The organism is Mesorhizobium sp. M0217 (assembly GCF_040321955.1).
GTDB lineage: Bacteria > Pseudomonadota > Alphaproteobacteria > Rhizobiales > Rhizobiaceae > Mesorhizobium.
The window spans coordinates 300441-315953 of record NZ_JAMYSN010000002.1 but is presented as its reverse complement, the minus strand read 5'-3'; the positions used below and the strand labels follow the sequence as shown (position 1 = coordinate 315953).

At 63.9% G+C, this 15513-nt stretch carries 14 protein-coding genes and 1 pseudogene; 9 read left to right on the top strand and 6 right to left on the bottom strand.

Annotation, left to right across the window (positions count from 1 at the left end; translation table 11 throughout):
- Positions 1–8 precede the first annotated feature (8 nt).
- The 3 genes from NKJ18_RS06105 to NKJ18_RS06095 are packed head-to-tail and all read right to left on the bottom strand — an operon-like array spanning position 9 to position 3671.
- Entirely contained in the window at positions 9–1094 is a 1086-nt protein-coding gene (locus NKJ18_RS06105) for an energy transducer TonB family protein (RefSeq protein ID WP_352757963.1), read from the bottom strand.
- Between the two features lies 1 nt (position 1095).
- A complete protein-coding gene (locus NKJ18_RS06100; protein ID WP_023805440.1) occupies positions 1096–1530 on the bottom strand; it encodes a hypothetical protein in 435 nt (144 codons plus the stop codon).
- Between the two features lie 5 nt (positions 1531–1535).
- Positions 1536–3671, bottom strand: coding sequence for a TonB-dependent hemoglobin/transferrin/lactoferrin family receptor (locus NKJ18_RS06095; protein WP_352757962.1), 2136 nt, complete (start codon positions 3669–3671; stop codon positions 1536–1538).
- Positions 3672–3943: 272 nt separating this feature from the next.
- Here NKJ18_RS06095 and hemP point away from each other — a divergent pair, with 272 nt between their 5' ends.
- The 5 genes and pseudogenes from hemP (at position 3944) to NKJ18_RS06070 (ending at position 8044) form a co-directional block, all read left to right on the top strand.
- Positions 3944–4150, top strand: coding sequence for a hemin uptake protein HemP (gene hemP / locus NKJ18_RS06090; RefSeq protein WP_023673860.1), 207 nt, complete (start codon positions 3944–3946; stop codon positions 4148–4150).
- 49 nt (positions 4151–4199) lie between these two features.
- Positions 4200–5258 (top strand): hemin-degrading factor, encoded by a 1059-nt coding sequence (locus tag NKJ18_RS06085; RefSeq protein WP_023681730.1) that lies wholly within the window; start codon positions 4200–4202, stop codon positions 5256–5258.
- Positions 5259–5268: 10 nt separating this feature from the next.
- Positions 5269–6150, top strand: a complete 882-nt coding sequence (locus NKJ18_RS06080; protein WP_352757961.1) for a heme/hemin ABC transporter substrate-binding protein — start codon at positions 5269–5271, stop codon at positions 6148–6150.
- A gap of 4 nt (positions 6151–6154) precedes the next feature.
- Positions 6155–7249: pseudogene (locus tag NKJ18_RS06075) on the top strand (FecCD family ABC transporter permease).
- A gap of 6 nt (positions 7250–7255) precedes the next feature.
- Entirely contained in the window at positions 7256–8044 is a 789-nt protein-coding gene (locus tag NKJ18_RS06070; RefSeq protein WP_023707864.1) for a heme ABC transporter ATP-binding protein, read from the top strand.
- A gap of 108 nt (positions 8045–8152) precedes the next feature.
- Here NKJ18_RS06070 and rirA read toward each other — a convergent pair whose 3' ends face one another.
- Positions 8153–8614 (bottom strand): iron-responsive transcriptional regulator RirA, encoded by a 462-nt coding sequence (rirA, locus tag NKJ18_RS06065; RefSeq protein WP_023672640.1) that lies wholly within the window; start codon positions 8612–8614, stop codon positions 8153–8155.
- A gap of 295 nt (positions 8615–8909) precedes the next feature.
- Here rirA and NKJ18_RS06060 point away from each other — a divergent pair, with 295 nt between their 5' ends.
- The 3 genes from NKJ18_RS06060 (at position 8910) to NKJ18_RS06050 (ending at position 11494) form a co-directional block, all read left to right on the top strand.
- Positions 8910–10205, top strand: a complete 1296-nt coding sequence (locus NKJ18_RS06060; protein ID WP_352757960.1) for a DUF445 domain-containing protein — start codon at positions 8910–8912, stop codon at positions 10203–10205.
- A gap of 208 nt (positions 10206–10413) precedes the next feature.
- The gene (locus NKJ18_RS06055; protein WP_023672638.1) at positions 10414–10836 is read left to right on the top strand and encodes a phasin family protein; all 423 of its coding nucleotides are present in this window, start codon (positions 10414–10416) and stop codon (positions 10834–10836) included.
- A gap of 160 nt (positions 10837–10996) precedes the next feature.
- On the top strand, positions 10997–11494 hold the full coding sequence (locus NKJ18_RS06050; protein ID WP_023681725.1) for a MaoC family dehydratase: 498 nt from the start codon (positions 10997–10999) through the stop codon (positions 11492–11494).
- A 15-nt stretch (positions 11495–11509) separates the two neighbouring features.
- Here the strand turns inward: NKJ18_RS06050 and NKJ18_RS06045 are convergent, their stop codons facing one another.
- Positions 11510–12979 (bottom strand): MFS transporter, encoded by a 1470-nt coding sequence (locus NKJ18_RS06045; protein WP_352757959.1) that lies wholly within the window; start codon positions 12977–12979, stop codon positions 11510–11512.
- A 121-nt stretch (positions 12980–13100) separates the two neighbouring features.
- Here NKJ18_RS06045 and NKJ18_RS06040 point away from each other — a divergent pair, with 121 nt between their 5' ends.
- The gene (locus NKJ18_RS06040; protein WP_352757958.1) at positions 13101–13994 is read left to right on the top strand and encodes a LysR family transcriptional regulator; all 894 of its coding nucleotides are present in this window, start codon (positions 13101–13103) and stop codon (positions 13992–13994) included.
- Between the two features lie 4 nt (positions 13995–13998).
- Here the strand turns inward: NKJ18_RS06040 and NKJ18_RS06035 are convergent, their stop codons facing one another.
- Positions 13999–15417: an aminotransferase-like domain-containing protein gene (locus NKJ18_RS06035; RefSeq protein ID WP_023750179.1), complete on the bottom strand. Its 1419-nt coding sequence runs from the start codon at positions 15415–15417 to the stop codon at positions 13999–14001.
- Positions 15418–15513 lie beyond the last annotated feature (96 nt).

The following is a 15513-nucleotide window of genomic DNA, read 5'->3' as shown; positions in this document are numbered from 1 at the left end:
CGAGCTGGTTAAAACGGACCGATCCGCGCCCTGAACACCCAACTTGATAATCCGGTCTCGGGTGGAATGGGCGGGAACGGGGCTTGCTGGCGCACCAGTTTCAAAGCGAATTGGTCTAGTTCGGCAGACCCTGAACTTTCGACAAGCTGCAAGTCGCTGACGCTGCCGTCAGCCATGACGACGAAATAGACCCTGGCATTGTTGCGAGCCTTGGCTTGAATTTCCTTCGAAACGCGCCGGTTAGCGCGGGCAAGCTTCTTTTGAATTTCACCGCCGTAACGAGATTCCATCGCATTGCCAGCCGCGTCCTGGTTTTTACCCTTGCTGGCAACCGCCGGTGCGTCGCGTTCTTCGCCATCTGCCGCACCGCGGGTATCTCCAGATCCGGCTGGAGGGGTCGGCCGCGGGCTCGGGACTGGTGGTTTGGCAGCAGGCAAATCAACGGCGGGCTCGTCGGCGGGCGGTGCCTCTGAACTTTGCGTTTGAACCCCTGGCGGAGTCGACGTCTCAGCGCTTGGGGCGACAGTTTGATCATTCGGGATGGCGGCCGTCAGTGTATCTGGCGCGGCGGTCGCCTGTTCGGCGGCTTCCGGCGCAGGCTTGGGCGCCGCCGGCTCCTTTACCGGTTGAGGCGCCTCGGTCGGCGGCACGGGTCGAACGGCCTCGGGCTTGGCCGGCTGCGGATCGGTTACCAGGGTAACATCGACCGCGTCGGGAGCCTGGCTGTCCAAGGCGCTGCCGACCACCTCGGCGCCCGATTGGTCGGTGCCTTCGGATTGTATCGCGTTACTGGAATCGAATGTCCCTGCGGGTCCGATGAAGAACGCCGCTGCGGCAGCGGCATGGAGCAGGCAGGACGCGACGATCGCCACAGTCCATTTGCGGTCCGCGGCCGCCGGCTGTACGAGCTCGTCCATTGTTATCGCCGGTTCGTTGCCGGCGTCGGGGAGGGGGGTGATGTCCTGCATGGTTCGCGGCGAGACCTGCCGCGAGCGCGGCGGGATTGTCAAATCAAGATCGGTTGCCGGCCATAACGGCGGAGCTGCGACGGGTCGTGTCGCATTGTCGTGCAGGAAGGCGGGATGCAGACCCACCTCAAACGCCGAATGCGATACCGGACTTGGTCTGCGTCTTCATGCCGCGCATGCAGGCGCCCGGTTCGACGCCGGCGCATTCGGTGGCGCTGTTGATCAGCACGCGGCTGAGTTTGGTGCAGTCGGTGCCGGCGAGGTCGAAGCGGATCACCTTGGTCTTGCCGGCCGGCAGGTCCTTGAAGTCGAGCACGCTCAGGCGGTCGACAATGCCGGCCTCGTTGAACAGCGCGATTTCGAATGCCGCCTTGGAAAGATCGGCGCCGAGCGCATTGTTGACGACGAAGGTCAGGCGGCAACCCTTTTCGGAGGGCTGCGCGGCATTGAGCTCGAGGCTGAGTTGCGGAGCCGGCGCGGACTGAGCCCACGCCGGCATCAAGCCAAGCGACATCGCCAGCGTCGAGGTCAGGAGCCGAAGCGATGCCGTCAAACTTGTCATGGGTGTCAGCCTCCAAAGCGCATGGTTGCGGCCAGCTTCAGCGTGATGCCGGGTTCATAGATGACGGCGGTGGTGCCGCCGTTCAGCGGGTTGGTATATTTGACGTCGAACAAATTGTCGGCGCGGAAGTCCACCTTCAGATTGTCGGTGGCCTGGTAACTGGCGAAGGCGTTGACCAGAGTATAATCCTTGGCCACGGGGTTGCCCTTCGGCTTGCCGTTGTACTGCACCTCGCCGCCGACGGTCAGCTTGTCCTGAAGGAAGCGGAAGCCGAGCTGCCCGGTGACCTGCGAGGACGGGATGGTGGCAAGGTCGGCCCGCTCGCCTTCATCGGAGATGGTGTGGCCGTTGATGATCGAGGCCGACAGCCCGGCATAACCCCAGGCGGCATCGTAGACGCTTTCCAGTTCGAAGCCGTTGATCCTGGCCTGGGCGACGTTCTGGTACTGGAAGCAGATCGGAATGCCGGGGCCGAACGGGCAGCCGCTGGTCGGGTCGAATGGCGACAACGTGACGCCTTCGATGTAATCGTCGACATCGTTGTGGAAGTAGCCGGCCTTGAGCCGGAACGCGTCGCCGGCCTCGATAAGGTCGTTCAGCTTGTAGTTGACGCCGAATTCGGTGGTCTTGCCGGTTTCGGGTTGCAGGTTGGGGTTGGGCAGGAACGGGAAGGTGACGCCTGCCGGATGGTTGCCGCTGATCAGCGTTTCGGTCAGCGACGGCGAGCGGTAGCCTTCGGCGTAGGTGCCATAGAACTGCAGGCCCGCCAGGCTGGCGCTTTCGAAGGGCGTGACACCAACGGTGATGCGCGGCGACAGACGATCACCTGACGTTCCATTGTCGGAATCCTCCAGGCTGTAATTGTCGTAACGCAGCCCGGCAATGACCTCGAGCCAGTCCCAGGTGAGCTTGTCCTGGATGTAGGCGCCCGAAACACTACGCTTGCCCGATGGGGTGTAGAAGCTGTCGCCGCCGGCGGTGCCGCCGGTCTCGACATCGTCACCCACCCAGTCGCCGCCATAGGTCAATTCGTGCGCAACACCGGCTGTTTCGAAGCGCGACGTGTTCCAGATGTCGACGCCGGCCGTGCCAACGTCGAAGGTCGAGGTCGAACCGACGGGCAGCAGCACGGGAAGGCCGGTCGACGGATCGAAGCGGTTCTGCGGGACCAGCGTGGTGAGGTCGAGATTGGTCTTGTTGTAGGAGGCGTTGATGTGGAGGTCGAGCCAGCTCTTGGCGTCGTCAGTGATGTTGTAGCGGGCGGTGAAGGTGTTCGACTTCAGGTCGACGTCGTTGGCCGGCACGCCGCCGCTGGTTTCCGTCCAGCCGTCGCTCGAGCCGACCCAGCCGAGCTTCAATTCGCTGTTCTCGCTCGGGCGGATTGTGGTCTTGAGCAGGCCGCTCAGCACGTCGAAACCGGTACCGGCGACGGTGTCGCCGCTGCCATTCTTGTAGTCGCCGTAGTCGCGGTAGACGATGTTGCCCAGCACATCCAAATCGTCGTTGAATTTGTAGGCGCCGCTGGCGCTGGCGGTCCAGCCCTTGCCGTTGCTTTCATAGCGCCCGGTGACGGAGCCGGCCCAGGTTTCGCCCGATCTGAGGAAATCCACCGCATCCTTGGTGTCGAAGAAGACGACGCCGCCAATGGCGCCGGAGCCATAGGTGTTGGCGGTCGGTCCGCGGATGACATCGACGGATTTGATGAGCTCGGGATCGACATAGAAGGTCGACTGCGTGCCGTGGTCGGAGCGCTGGAAATTCTGCCTGGCGCCGTCGACGATGACGGCGACGCGACCGAAATCCTGCAGGCCGCGGATGTTGATGCTGGAGCTGACGCGTCGCGCATCGGCCTGCACGGCGACACCAGGCACACCGAGCAGCATTTCGCTCGGCGTCGTCGCCATGCGGCGGTCGAGCTGTTCCTGGTCGACATGGCTGGCCGAGGCAAGCGATTCGATCGCCGTCTCGCCGGTGCGGCTGATGACGAGGATCTTGTCGAGCAGCGTTGCGCCGGCAGGGGCGGCCTTGGTGTCTTCAGCTTTCCTGGCCGGATCAGCCTGCTGCTGGTCAGCAGCCTGCTGAGCGCTGGCCGGCGATGTCAGCAGCGCGATCGTCGCTGCCCCCGCAAGCAAGGCTGCCATTGCCTTTGCCATAGGCCGATGCACCGGATCGGCGTTCGCCAGACCCAGTCGTCCACAATTTCCCAAGCCCATGCCCCAACTCCAAAATTCCAGGTTCGATGCTGGCTGGCTTGGTGCTCGCTGGCATTTTTCATTCTGTCCGGCGTCTTAAATGTTGACTCATTTTGTCCGGTATTGCACTGACTAATAAACATGATTATTCGAGTCAAGAAATGAATCGGCATTTTTACAACGCTAGCCAGTTGCCCGGCACAGGAAAGGGATCGAAAGAGATGAACACCCACAATCCCAACGACTTCCGTTACCGCGTCCGCCGTTCCGAGGAGACGCCGACCCGCTTCGACCGGGTGCCGCTGGCGGTGCGGACGCTGTCCTCCAACACGCTGTTCCAGGGCGAGCACGAGATCGGCATCGAGCACCATGGGGCGCTCTATCGGCTGAAGATCACCCGCCAGGGCAAGCTCATCCTCAACAAGTGACGAAACAGCCAGGCAGGCCAAAACGCCAGGCAGGACAGGTAAGCAGGACATGGACCAGCGCGTAAAACCCGCACCGCATGAAATCCGGCGAGCGCGGGCAGACAATCCGAAAGCGCGCGAGCGCGATCTTGCCGCCGAGCTCGGTATTTCCGAAGCCGAGCTGGTGGCCGCGCATTGCGGCGACGGTGTCGTGCGCGTCGAGCCCAGGGTCAACGATCTTCTGACCGGCCTCGACGCCGTCGGCGAAGTGATGGCGCTGACCCGCAACGAAAGCGCGGTGCACGAGAAGATCGGCGTCTACGACAAGGTTGTCACAGGCGCGCACAATGCCATGGTGCTGGGCGAAAACATCGACCTGCGTATCTTTCCAAAGGTCTGGGCGCATGGCTTTGCCGTGGAAAAGCGCGACGGTGGCGACATCCGCCGCAGCCTGCAATTCTTCGACGCGGCCGGCGATGCGGTGCACAAGGTGCATCTGCGGCCGGCGTCCAATCTCTATGCCTACCAGAAGCTCGTGGCCGCACTCGAATCGCCGAACCAGGAGGCGACCGTGTCTATCGCAGGCCTGGCCGACGACGACGCGGAGACGTCGGGCATTGCCGCAGACATCGATGATCTGCGCGACCGCTGGAGCCGGCTGACCGACGTCCACCAGTTCTTTGGCATGTTGAAAGCGCTGAAGCTCAGCCGCCGCCAGGCCGTGCGCATGGTCGGCCAGGACTATGCCTGGCTGCTCGACAATGACGCCATCGGCGCCATGTTCCACCATGCCGCCGCCGACGGCATGCCGATCATGTGTTTTGTCGGAAACCGAGGCTGCATCCAGATCCATTCCGGCCCGGTCAAGTCGATCAAGCCGATGGGGCCGTGGATCAACGTCATGGACGAGACCTTCCATTTGCATCTGCGCACCGACCACATCCAGGAGGTGTGGGCGGTGCGCAAACCGACCAAGGACGGTCATGTCACCTCGCTCGAAGCCTATGGCGCCGACGGCAAGATGATCATCCAGTTCTTCGGCAAGCGCCGTGAAGGCGAGGGCGAGCGCGACGACTGGCGGTTCCTTGCCGAGAACCTGCCGCGCATTCCAAGCCCGACCGCAGCCTGAGGAAACGACGATGATTTCACTGTTCAGGACGCTTGCCGCGGCCATGGGCCTGTCGCTGTTTATTGCCGCCCCAGTGCCGGCCAGCGAGAACGTGGCCGTGTTGGCCGACACGTCGCGGATCGTGGCGATCGGCGGTTCGATCACCGAGATCGTCTACGCGCTTGGCGAGGAAGGTCATCTCGTCGCCCGCGATTCGACCAGCCGCTACCCCGCCGCCGCGGTCGCGCTGCCCGACGTCGGCTATATGCGCCAGCTGTCGCCGGAAGGCGTGTTGTCGGTCAATCCTTCGGGCATTCTGGCGCTGCATGGCAGTGGGCCGAAGGAAGCGGTCGATGTGCTGAAAAAGTCGAGCGTTCCGTTCATCGACGTGCCCGAGCATTACAGCCATGACGGCATCCTGGAAAAGATCCGCATCGTCGGCAAGGCGCTTGGCGTCGACGCCAAGGCCGAGACGCTGGTGGCTGAGACCGACGCCAAGCTGAAGGCGGCCGAGAAGCAGACGGCGTCGATCAAGCAGCGCAAGCGCATCCTGTTCGTGCTGTCGATCCAGGGCGGCAAGATCCTGGCCGCCGGCACCGACACCGCCGGTGATGGCATCATCAAGCTCGCCGGTGCGGTCAACGCCGTCGAAGGTTTTTCCGGCTACAAGCAGATGTCCGACGAGGCCATCGTAACCGCCAGGCCGGACGTGATCCTGGCGATGAAAAATGCCGGACCGCCGATTGCGGAGGCCGAGCTTTTCGCCATCCCGTCGATCACCTCGACGCCGGCGGGTGAAGGCCGCAAACTGATCCTGATGGATGGCAGCTATCTGCTCGGCTTCGGGCCGCGCACGGCCGATGCCATCCACCATCTCGCAGTCTCGCTCTATTGCAGCCAGGTCACGGACTGAGCCGATGGTGGATCAGTCGGTCGCCGGCGCGGCGCGCAAGATGGCCGAGGGCGATCGTTCCGGGCGCGCGCGCCTGGTTATTTTGCTCCTGTGCGTGGCCCTTGCCCTTTCGCTGTTCCTGTCTCTGAGGTAGGGCGCTTCCGATGCATCGGCCGTCGGTGTCATTCGTGACTGGCTAACCGGCGCCGTGCCGGCCGACGCCGCGCTTGGCGCCCGCGACCGGCTGATCGTCTACGACATCCGCATGCCGCGCGTGCTGCTCGGCGTGGTGATCGGTGCGGCGCTGGCCGTATCGGGCGCGGTCATGCAGGGCCTGTTTCGCAATCCGCTCGCCGATCCCGGCCTGATCGGCGTTTCAGCCGGTTCCAGCCTCGGCGCCGTCGCCGTCATCGTGCTCGGCACAACATGGCTGGCGCCGCTCACTTTGGCGCTCGGCGGCATGGCCTTGCCGCTCGCCGCTTTCTGCGGCGGCCTTGCGGTCACGCTGGTGCTCTACCGCGTCGCCACGCGGCAGGGGCGCACCTCGGTCGCCACCATGCTGCTTGCCGGCATTGCGCTCGCAGCCCTTGCCATGGCGCTGACCGGTATCCTGATTTTCATGGCCGACGACCGGCAGTTGCGCGACCTGACCTTCTGGCAGCTGGGCTCGCTTGGCGGCGCGACCTGGCCGAAGATCGCTTCCGTCGGGCCGATCATCGTGCTGGCGCTTGCGGCAATGCCGTTCCTGGCCAAAGGCCTCAACGCCCTGGCGCTCGGCGAGGCGACGGCCGGACATCTCGGCATCCCGGTACAGCGGCTGAAATACACCGCGATCGTCGGCGTCTCGGCAGCGGTCGGCGCCTCTGTCGCAGTCAGCGGAGGCATCGGTTTTGTCGGCATCGTCGTGCCGCATCTCTTGCGGCTGCTGATCGGTCCGGACAATCGCTATCTCTTGCCGGCATCGGCGCTGCTCGGCGCCTCGATGCTGCTTCTTGCCGACGCAGTTGCCCGCGTCATCGTGGCGCCGGCCGAATTGCCAATCGGCATCGTCACGGCGATCGCCGGCGCGCCGTTCTTCCTCTGGATCCTGCTGCGCAAGCGCGGCGTAATCGACTTGTGAGGCGGCATGATCGAAGCACGCGATGTCTCGGTAGCGATCGGCGGCAAGCGCATTGTTGCCAATGTCGATTTCGTCGCGCGGCCGGGCGAAATTGCGGCAGTCGTCGGACCCAACGGCTCGGGCAAGACGACGTTTTTGAAGGCGTTGTCGGGCGATCTGGCGTTTGTGGGGACAGTGGCCGTCAACGGGCGCGATCTCACGGCGATGAGGCCGGTGGAGGCCGCCACTGTGCGTGCCGTGCTGCCGCAGGCCGCGACGCTGTCCTTTCCCTTCACGGTGCACGAAGTGGTCAGGCTCGGCCTTATCGGCGGCCGTTCCGGCGTTCTGCCGGGCGAAGATGATCGTCTGCCCGAGCGGGCGCTGGCGCGGGTCGACCTCGACGGCTTTGCCGGCCGCTTCTATCAGGAGCTTTCGGGCGGCGAACAACAGCGTGTGCAGCTGGCGCGCGTGCTGTGCCAGGTCTGGGCGCCGGTGCTGGACGGCAAGCCGCGCTATCTCTATCTCGACGAGCCGGTCTCCAGCCTTGATATCAAGCACCAGCTGATCATCATGAACATCGCCCGCGATTTCGCCCGGCGCGGCGGCGGTGTGATCGCCATCCTGCACGACCTCAATCTGACGGCCATGTATGCCGACCGGATTTTCGTGATGCATCGCGGCCGGCTCGCCGCCGACGGTTCACCGCAGGAGGTGCTGAGCGACGATCTGATCGAAAAGGTGTTCGATTGTCGGCTAAGGGTCGGTGTGTTGCCGGCGGCGAACATGCCGTTTGTCTTGCCGCAGTCAGCCGCCTAAAGCGCGTCGCGTTTGAACGAACTCAGGCGACGCGCTTTAGGTCTTTGTCTTTATGCATGTCGTTGTCTCAAAACCGGGGCCACTTTTGAGCGACATGCACTAGAAAACTCAGGCGGCCGGTGCTCGCTGGACCAGCATGTCGATGCCGAGCAAATGACGCACATTCGGGCGCGCCGCCACCATATCGGCGATGGTGTAGCGGGAGAGTACGGCAAAGAAGGCGTTGAGCGCCTCGCGCAGCGCCGAATTCAGCTGGCAGCTGTCGACCAGCGGGCATTCGGCGGCGTCGTTTTCGAAGCACTCGGCCATGGCGAAGCTCTCTTCGGTCACCCGTACGACGTCGAACAGGCTGATCTGCTCGGCGGGGCGGCCGATCCTCACGCCGCCATTCCTGCCGCGCACCGTCTCGACCAGGCCATGCTCGACCAGCGGCTGCAGGATCTTGAACAGGAAAAGCTCCGACACCGAATAGGCGGCCGCAATCTCGGGGATGCGGCTCAGGCGATCGTTGTTGGCGGCGCAATACATCAGGATGCGCATGGCGTAGTTGGTCTGGCGCGTCAGCCGCATTTAATTCCTCACCCGAGTGCTGGCGCGCTGGAACTGCACCAGATTTTAGATTGTGCTGGTGCGGCTTTCTCACCCGGAGTTTCGGATTCGCCCACACTGGCCTGATCGGAATATGGCCTATACCTTGGAACAATTCCAGACTGGGATTGCATGATAGATGAACATTCTTGTCAACTTTGCGTGCGAAACCGGCAATCCCCGGACGAAATCGGCCCATCCGATCATGCTACGGGCCCAAACACCCCCTAAATAGCCCATGCCAGATAGCCAAGAGATCGATGAGGAGCGGCGTATCATGTCCCAATCGGCTTCGTCCCTGGCGCCTGGCGGTTTTGATGCCGAGACGGGCGCCAAGCTTTTCGCGTTGCGGCGGACAAAGTTCCTCGCCACGGCTGCGCTGGTGCTTTGCGTCGTGGTTTTTGCCGTGGCCAAATCGTCCGAGGCCAAGTATCCGTGGCTGGGCTTCGTGGCGGCCTTCGCCGAGGCGGCGACCATTGGCGGCCTGGCCGACTGGTACGCGGTGGTGGCGCTGTTCAAGCGGCCGCTGGGCCTGCCGATCCCGCACACCGCCATCATCCCAGCGAACCAGAACCGCATCGCCGATAATCTGGGCCGCTTCATCGAGGTCAATTTTCTGGCGCCGGAGCCGGTGCGGGAAAAGCTGGCCGAGGTCGATTTTGCAGCACTCGTCGCCGACTGGCTGACTGACGCCGAACGCTCTGCCGGCCTGTCACGCTTCGTCGTACGGCTGGTCCCGCAGACGCTTGCGGCGATCGAGCAATCCGGCCTGCGCGGCTTCGTCACCAGCCGCATGCTGGAGCAGATCGACAAGGTGCCGCTGGCGCCGCTCGCGGCCGAATTGCTGTCGGCACTGACCGACGACCGCCGCCACCAGAAACTCTTCGACGAATTCACCAGGGTGATCGGCCGGTTCCTGAACGATGAAGAGGCGCTGGCGACCATGCGCGAGAAAATCCGCGAGGAATTGCCGTCGCTGTTCAACCTGTTCAGAGCCGACGCCTATCTGCTGAAGAAGATCGTCGCTTCCGCCGGTTCGCTGCTTGACGAGGTGCGGGCCGACCCCGACCATCCGATGCGCGCCGAATTCGACCGTTTCGCGCACAGCTTCATCGAGCGGCTCAGAACCTCGAAGCAATACGCCAAACGGGCCGAGAAGCTGAAGCGCGATTTCCTGGCGCGGCCGGAAGTGAAGTCGCTCGCCGGCGACATGTGGCAGAGCCTCAGCGTGTTCATCGAACAGGACGCCAAGGCGGAGAATTCGATTGTTCGCGCGCATCTCGCCAACATGTTCGTCGAGGTCGGCCGCCATCTCTCAGGCGATCCGCAGATCAGGGCCGACATGAACCAGGGCTTTGTCGTGGCGCTGTCGTCATTCGTCGAGAGCCAGAAGAGCGGTGTGTCGACGTTCATCTCCGACCAGGTCAAGCGCTGGGACCTTGCCCAGCTGACGAGGCTGATCGAGATCAACATCGGCAGGGACCTGCAATATATCCGCTTCAATGGCATGATTGTCGGCGGATTGGCGGGTATCGTGCTCTACACGGCGGAGAGGCTGTTTCTCGCTGGCTGATGCTGCATTTGCCGCTGAATTGCTTGGGCGTCCGAATGGACACACGGCGCGCGAGTGCTATTGTCCAGAACAGAACAGTTCACCGTTTCAAGGAAACGGCGACCTGCTCTAACTCTTTGTTTTGACGCAATTCCTGACGGAAAACCGTTTCACACTTTTCCTGGAATTGCTCGAGGTTCAGCATTTGCGACACTGGGGAGCACGAGCAATGGCCAAACAACCCGACTCCGATTCGTTCCTTGACATGTTCAGCCGGTTCGGCCGTGACCTGAAGGTGCCGAATGTCGAGGCGATCCTCGCGCATCATCGCAAGAACCTCGAGGCCCTGGAAAGATCGGCGCGGGCGGGAGCTGCCGGCGCGACCTCATTGTTGTCCAGACAGCGCGAGATGCTGCAGGACACGCTGCGTGAAGTCAGCGACATGGCGCAGAGCTACAAGGCGCCGGGCAATCCCCAGGAACTGATGACAAAACAGGCGGAGTTCGCCAGGAAATCCTTCGAAGCCGCCCTGAAAAATGCCGGCGAAGTGGCCGAGCTGGTCAAGAAATCCGGCACCGAATCGATCGAAATCCTGCGCAGCCGCATCAAGGAAGCGATGGAGGAAATCCGCTCGGGCTATGACAAGAAGTGACTCTCAACGCAACCATGAGAGGAGTGGGCCGGTTGCGGCGCATGAGCATGGACGAGGGACGCTGTTTGGCGGAAAATGGCGGAACGGAATCGCAACGGGCGAATTGACAGGAGCCGTCCGTTCGTGGTCCGAGGCACTGGGAGCCACCGGGAAAGCAGGAATGACGGAACTACGGCCGAAAACGCCGCCGACCTTCGAGCAGTTAAGGGCGATGGCCGGGCAGGAGCTCGGCGTGTCGGAATGGACGACCGTCGACCAGAACCGCATCAACCAGTTTGCCGAATGCACAGGCGACCATCAGTGGATCCACGTCGATCCGGAGCGGGCGAAGCGGCAGAGCCCATTTCGCACCACGATCGCGCATGGCTATCTGACGCTGTCGATCATCGGCGCGCTGGCGCTGGGCATGGGCATCGTACCCGAAAACACGCAAGCCGCCTTCAATTACGGCTTCGACAAGGTGCGGTTCCTGGCGCCCGTCAGGGTCGGCGCACGCATCCGGCTGCGCACGACGCTGTTGTCGGTGGAGGACAAGGGGCCGGGCCAGTATCTGATGAAGGCCGCCAATACGGTCGAGATCGAGGGCGAACAGAGGCCGGCGCTGACCGCCGAAACGCTGGTGATGCTTTATGAGCGGCGCAAGCGGGCGGGAGCGTAAGCTCCCTATCTTCGGTCATGATGGCTGTTGCCGCACCGACAGACTGCCGCCGGCGCGGGTCGAGAGCAGTGCCAGCAACAGCGCAGCCACCGCCAGGACCGTTGCCGTCTGAAAGGTAACCTGCATGCCGTGCGCGGCTGCCGCTGAGGTCAGCATGTCCTGGCTTTGCCGTTCTCCCGTCGAGGCAGCCGCAAAAATGGCGCCCATAAGCGATGCGCCGGTGATCAGGCCGAGATTGCGCGACAGATTGAGCAGGCCGGACACCACGCCGCGCTCGCCGGCAGCGACACCGCTCATGACGGCGGCATTGTTGGATGTCTGGAACAGGGCGTACCCGAAGCAGGTGACGGCGATCGGCACGATATAGCTGGCAATGCCGAGTTTTGTTGCGGCGAGCGACAAAAGCAAGGTGCCGTTGACCAGGCCGAACAGTCCGGCGATCATCATCCTGTTGGTACCGAAGCGATCGGTAAGGCGGCCGGCGATAAGCGCCGAGAGCGCGGAGACCAGCGGACCTGTCGACAGGACCACGCCGACCATCGCAGCATTGAGCCCCAGCCCTCGCGACAAATAGAACGGAGCGACCACCAGGGTCGCCATCATCACAGTGGCGACAACGAGGTTCGTGGCGAGGCTGGCGCTGAGCCGGATGTCGTACAACCGGGCAAGCCGGATCAAGGGACTTTTCGCCTTCGTCTGCGCAACGCCGAACAGAACGACGCCGATGCCGGCGGCCACCAGGAGGCCGATGTTGAGGGCGCCGAAATGGCCGCGGCCGAGCGTCATGGCCAATGCATAGGCAGTGAGCGTCAAGGCGAGCAAGACCGTCCCGATCGCGTCGAACCCGCCTTGAACGCCCGCAGCCTTGCCGCGGGCGGGCAGGGCCAGCCAGGCGATAGCGAAGGCCGCGACGCCGAGCGGCACATTGACGAGGAAGATCGCCCGCCAGCCAAAGCCGGCAATCAGAAAGCCGCCGAGCGAGGGGCCGAGCGTCGTGCCGATCGCCGACATGGCGCCGAGCAGACCCATGGCGCTGCCGGTTCTCTCCTTGGCTACGGTCTCCGCGACAAAGGCCAGCGTCAACGCCATCATCAGCGCGGCACCCAGTCCTTGTACGGCGCGCGCCGCAATCAGCAGCCAGAGCGTCGGCGCCAGGCCGCAGAGCACCGAGGCCAGTGTGAACAGCGCGATGCCGCCGAGCAGCAACGGCCGGCGGCCGACCATATCGGCCAGCCGGCCGGCGCTGACGATCAGGGCCGTGATGGCGAGCAGATAGGCGAGAACCACCCATTGCACGGACTGGAACGGCGCACCGAACGCTTGCATGAGGGAAGGCAGCCCGACGCTGGCAATGCTGGTTCCAAGCGACGACAGCAGCGTGGCGAGCGACAGGCTGGCCAATGCCAAGACAGGAGAGTGGGCCAGGCCTGCGGACCGGGTTTTCTGCGGCGCCGATGCGCACTCGTTCTGCTCGGCAGTTGCCATGGCGATTTCCTCCTTGTCAGTCCCGCAACCGAGATCTAATCGTCGGGGTGGAATGGCGGAAGGCGCAGCATTTGCATCTTATTCGTGCGCCAAACGCCATGGCATGTGCTACAATCCGCCGATGGCATCGCCAGATCTCAATCTGCTGTTCGCGCTCGACGTTTTGCTCGCCGAAGGCAGCGTGGCGCGCGCCGCCAGCCGGCTACGGCTCAGCCCGTCGGCGATGAGCCGCACGCTGGCGCGGCTGCGGGAAGCGACCGGTGATCCGCTGCTGGTCCGCGCCGGCCGAGGCCTGGTCCCGACGCCGCGCGCGGAGGCATTGCGGCAGCAGGCCGGCCGTGTCGTCCACGATGCGGAAACGCTATTGCGTCCCGCCAGGCTGCTCGATCTGGCAAAGCTGGAACAGATCTTCACGCTGCGCACCAATGAAGGGTTCGTCGAGGAATTCGGGCCGCGTCTTGTCGCCCGCATCCAGGCCGAGGCGCCGGGCGTGCGGCTGCGCTTTGCGCCGAAAGCCGACAAAGACGTCGCCTCATTGCGCGACGCCGACATCGACCTCGAAATCGGCGTTGCCGGCGAGGCCGGACCTGAAGTGCTGATACAGGCGCTGTTTCGCGACCGCTTCGTCGGTGCTGTGCGAGCCGGCCACCCTTTGAGTGAAGGCGCGGTAACGCCTGAACGCTACGCGGCCGGCCGCCACATCAGCGTTTCACGGCGGGGTCGGGAAAGAGGGCCGATCGATCAGACTTTGGCGCTGCTCGGCCTGCAGCGAACCGTGGCGTGCATGGTCTCCGGCTTTTCGGCTGCACTCTCCATGGCGCGCGCTTCGGACCTGATCGCCAGCGTGCCCGAACGGCACACGCAAGGCGCACGCGCCGGCATGGTCAGCTTTCTGCTGCCGGTCGCCACGGTGGAGGTCACCATCTCGATGCTCTGGCATCCACGGCTCGATGCCGCTCCGGCGCAACGCTGGCTGCGAGATTGCGTTCGGGAGGTCTGCGCGGCCTCCCGCTGAGCCCTCAGCGCGCCATTGCCGCCTTGAGCACCCTGAAAATCCGCTCGTCCTGGCACTGGGCAACGTTGAAGCGCAGGAAGCGGCTGGCGGTTCCCGACAGGCTGAATGCGTTGCCGGGCGCCAGCACGATGTTGTCGGCCAGCGCGCGGCGGGCGATTTCGGCCGCATCCACGCCATCGGGCAGGCTGCACCACAGGAACAAGCCGGCCGGTTGGTCGATCCAGGGCGTGATGCCGATCGCCTTCAGGCGCACGCCCGTCTCGCCCATGGCGCGGGAAAGCCGCGCGCGCAGCAATTCCATGTGCTTGCGGTAGCTGCCGTCCCTAAGCAGCGTCAGCACCAGTTCGGCCGCCAGCCGGCCGCCGCCGAAGGTGGTGGCAATCTTGAGGTCGGTGAGTTGCTCGATCCAGTCGCGCGGTGCCGCGATGAAGCCGCAGCGAACCGATGCCGATAGCGTCTTGGAGAAGCTGCCGATATGGACGACGCGGTTGAGGCCGTCGAACGCCGCCAGCCGGGGCGCGGGACTGTGCTCGAAATCGGCGAAGATGTCGTCCTCGACGATGGTCAGGTCCGACTGGTCGGCGAGCTTCAGCAGCCGGTGCGCGGTGACCGGCGACAGGATCGCGCCGGTCGGGTTGTGGATGGCGGAATTGGTGATGTAGAGGCGCGGCTTGTGCTCGGCCAGTGCCTGGGCGAACAGCTCGATATCAGGCCCGGATGGCGTGTAGGGCACGCTGACGACCTTGGCGCGGTGGGCGCGCAGCAGCGCGTGGAAATTGAAATAGCAGGGGTCGTCGACCAGCACGGTATCGCCGGGTTCGATCAGGAAGCGGCACAGAAGATCGATGGCCTGCGTGCCCGATTCGGTCAGCATGATCTGTTCGGGCGAGACCTCGATGCCGTGGCCGGCCATGCGCCGCGCGAGCAATTGCCTGAGCGGCGGCAGGCCGAGCGGCGTGCCGTAATCGGCTAGGTCGACATCGTCTGCGCGCGCCACGGTGCGCAGCGCCCGGCGCAAGGCCGCCTGCGGCATCCATGAGGCCGGCATCCAGCCGCAGCCGGGTTTCAGCATGTCGTCGCCGGCTTCCAGCGACTGGCGCGAAACCCAAAGCGGATCGACAGCGCGGTCGAGCCGCGGGCCGATCTCGGCCAGCGACAGTGGCGCCAGCGATCCGGCGGCATAGAAACCCGAGCCCGGCCGTGAGCGTATCGCGCCTTCGGCAGCGAGCCGCTCATAGGCTTCGACCACGGTCGACTTGGACACCTGCATGGCTTTGGCGAAGGCGCGGATCGAAGGCAGCCGCGCGCCCGGCGTCAGGCTGCGCGCGGCAATCCGCTGGCGGATGGTCGCCATGACAGTTTCGACCAGAGTGGTCGGGGCAACAGTGCGTGCGGTGTCGACTTCCAAAACGAGACCAGTCATCTGTATTGCTCAATCAGCCATTACAGTTTTGCGGAATTGTACTGCATTGTCTCTGGCTGCACCATAGGCACTTGCCCGATAGAGGGCGAAAGCAAT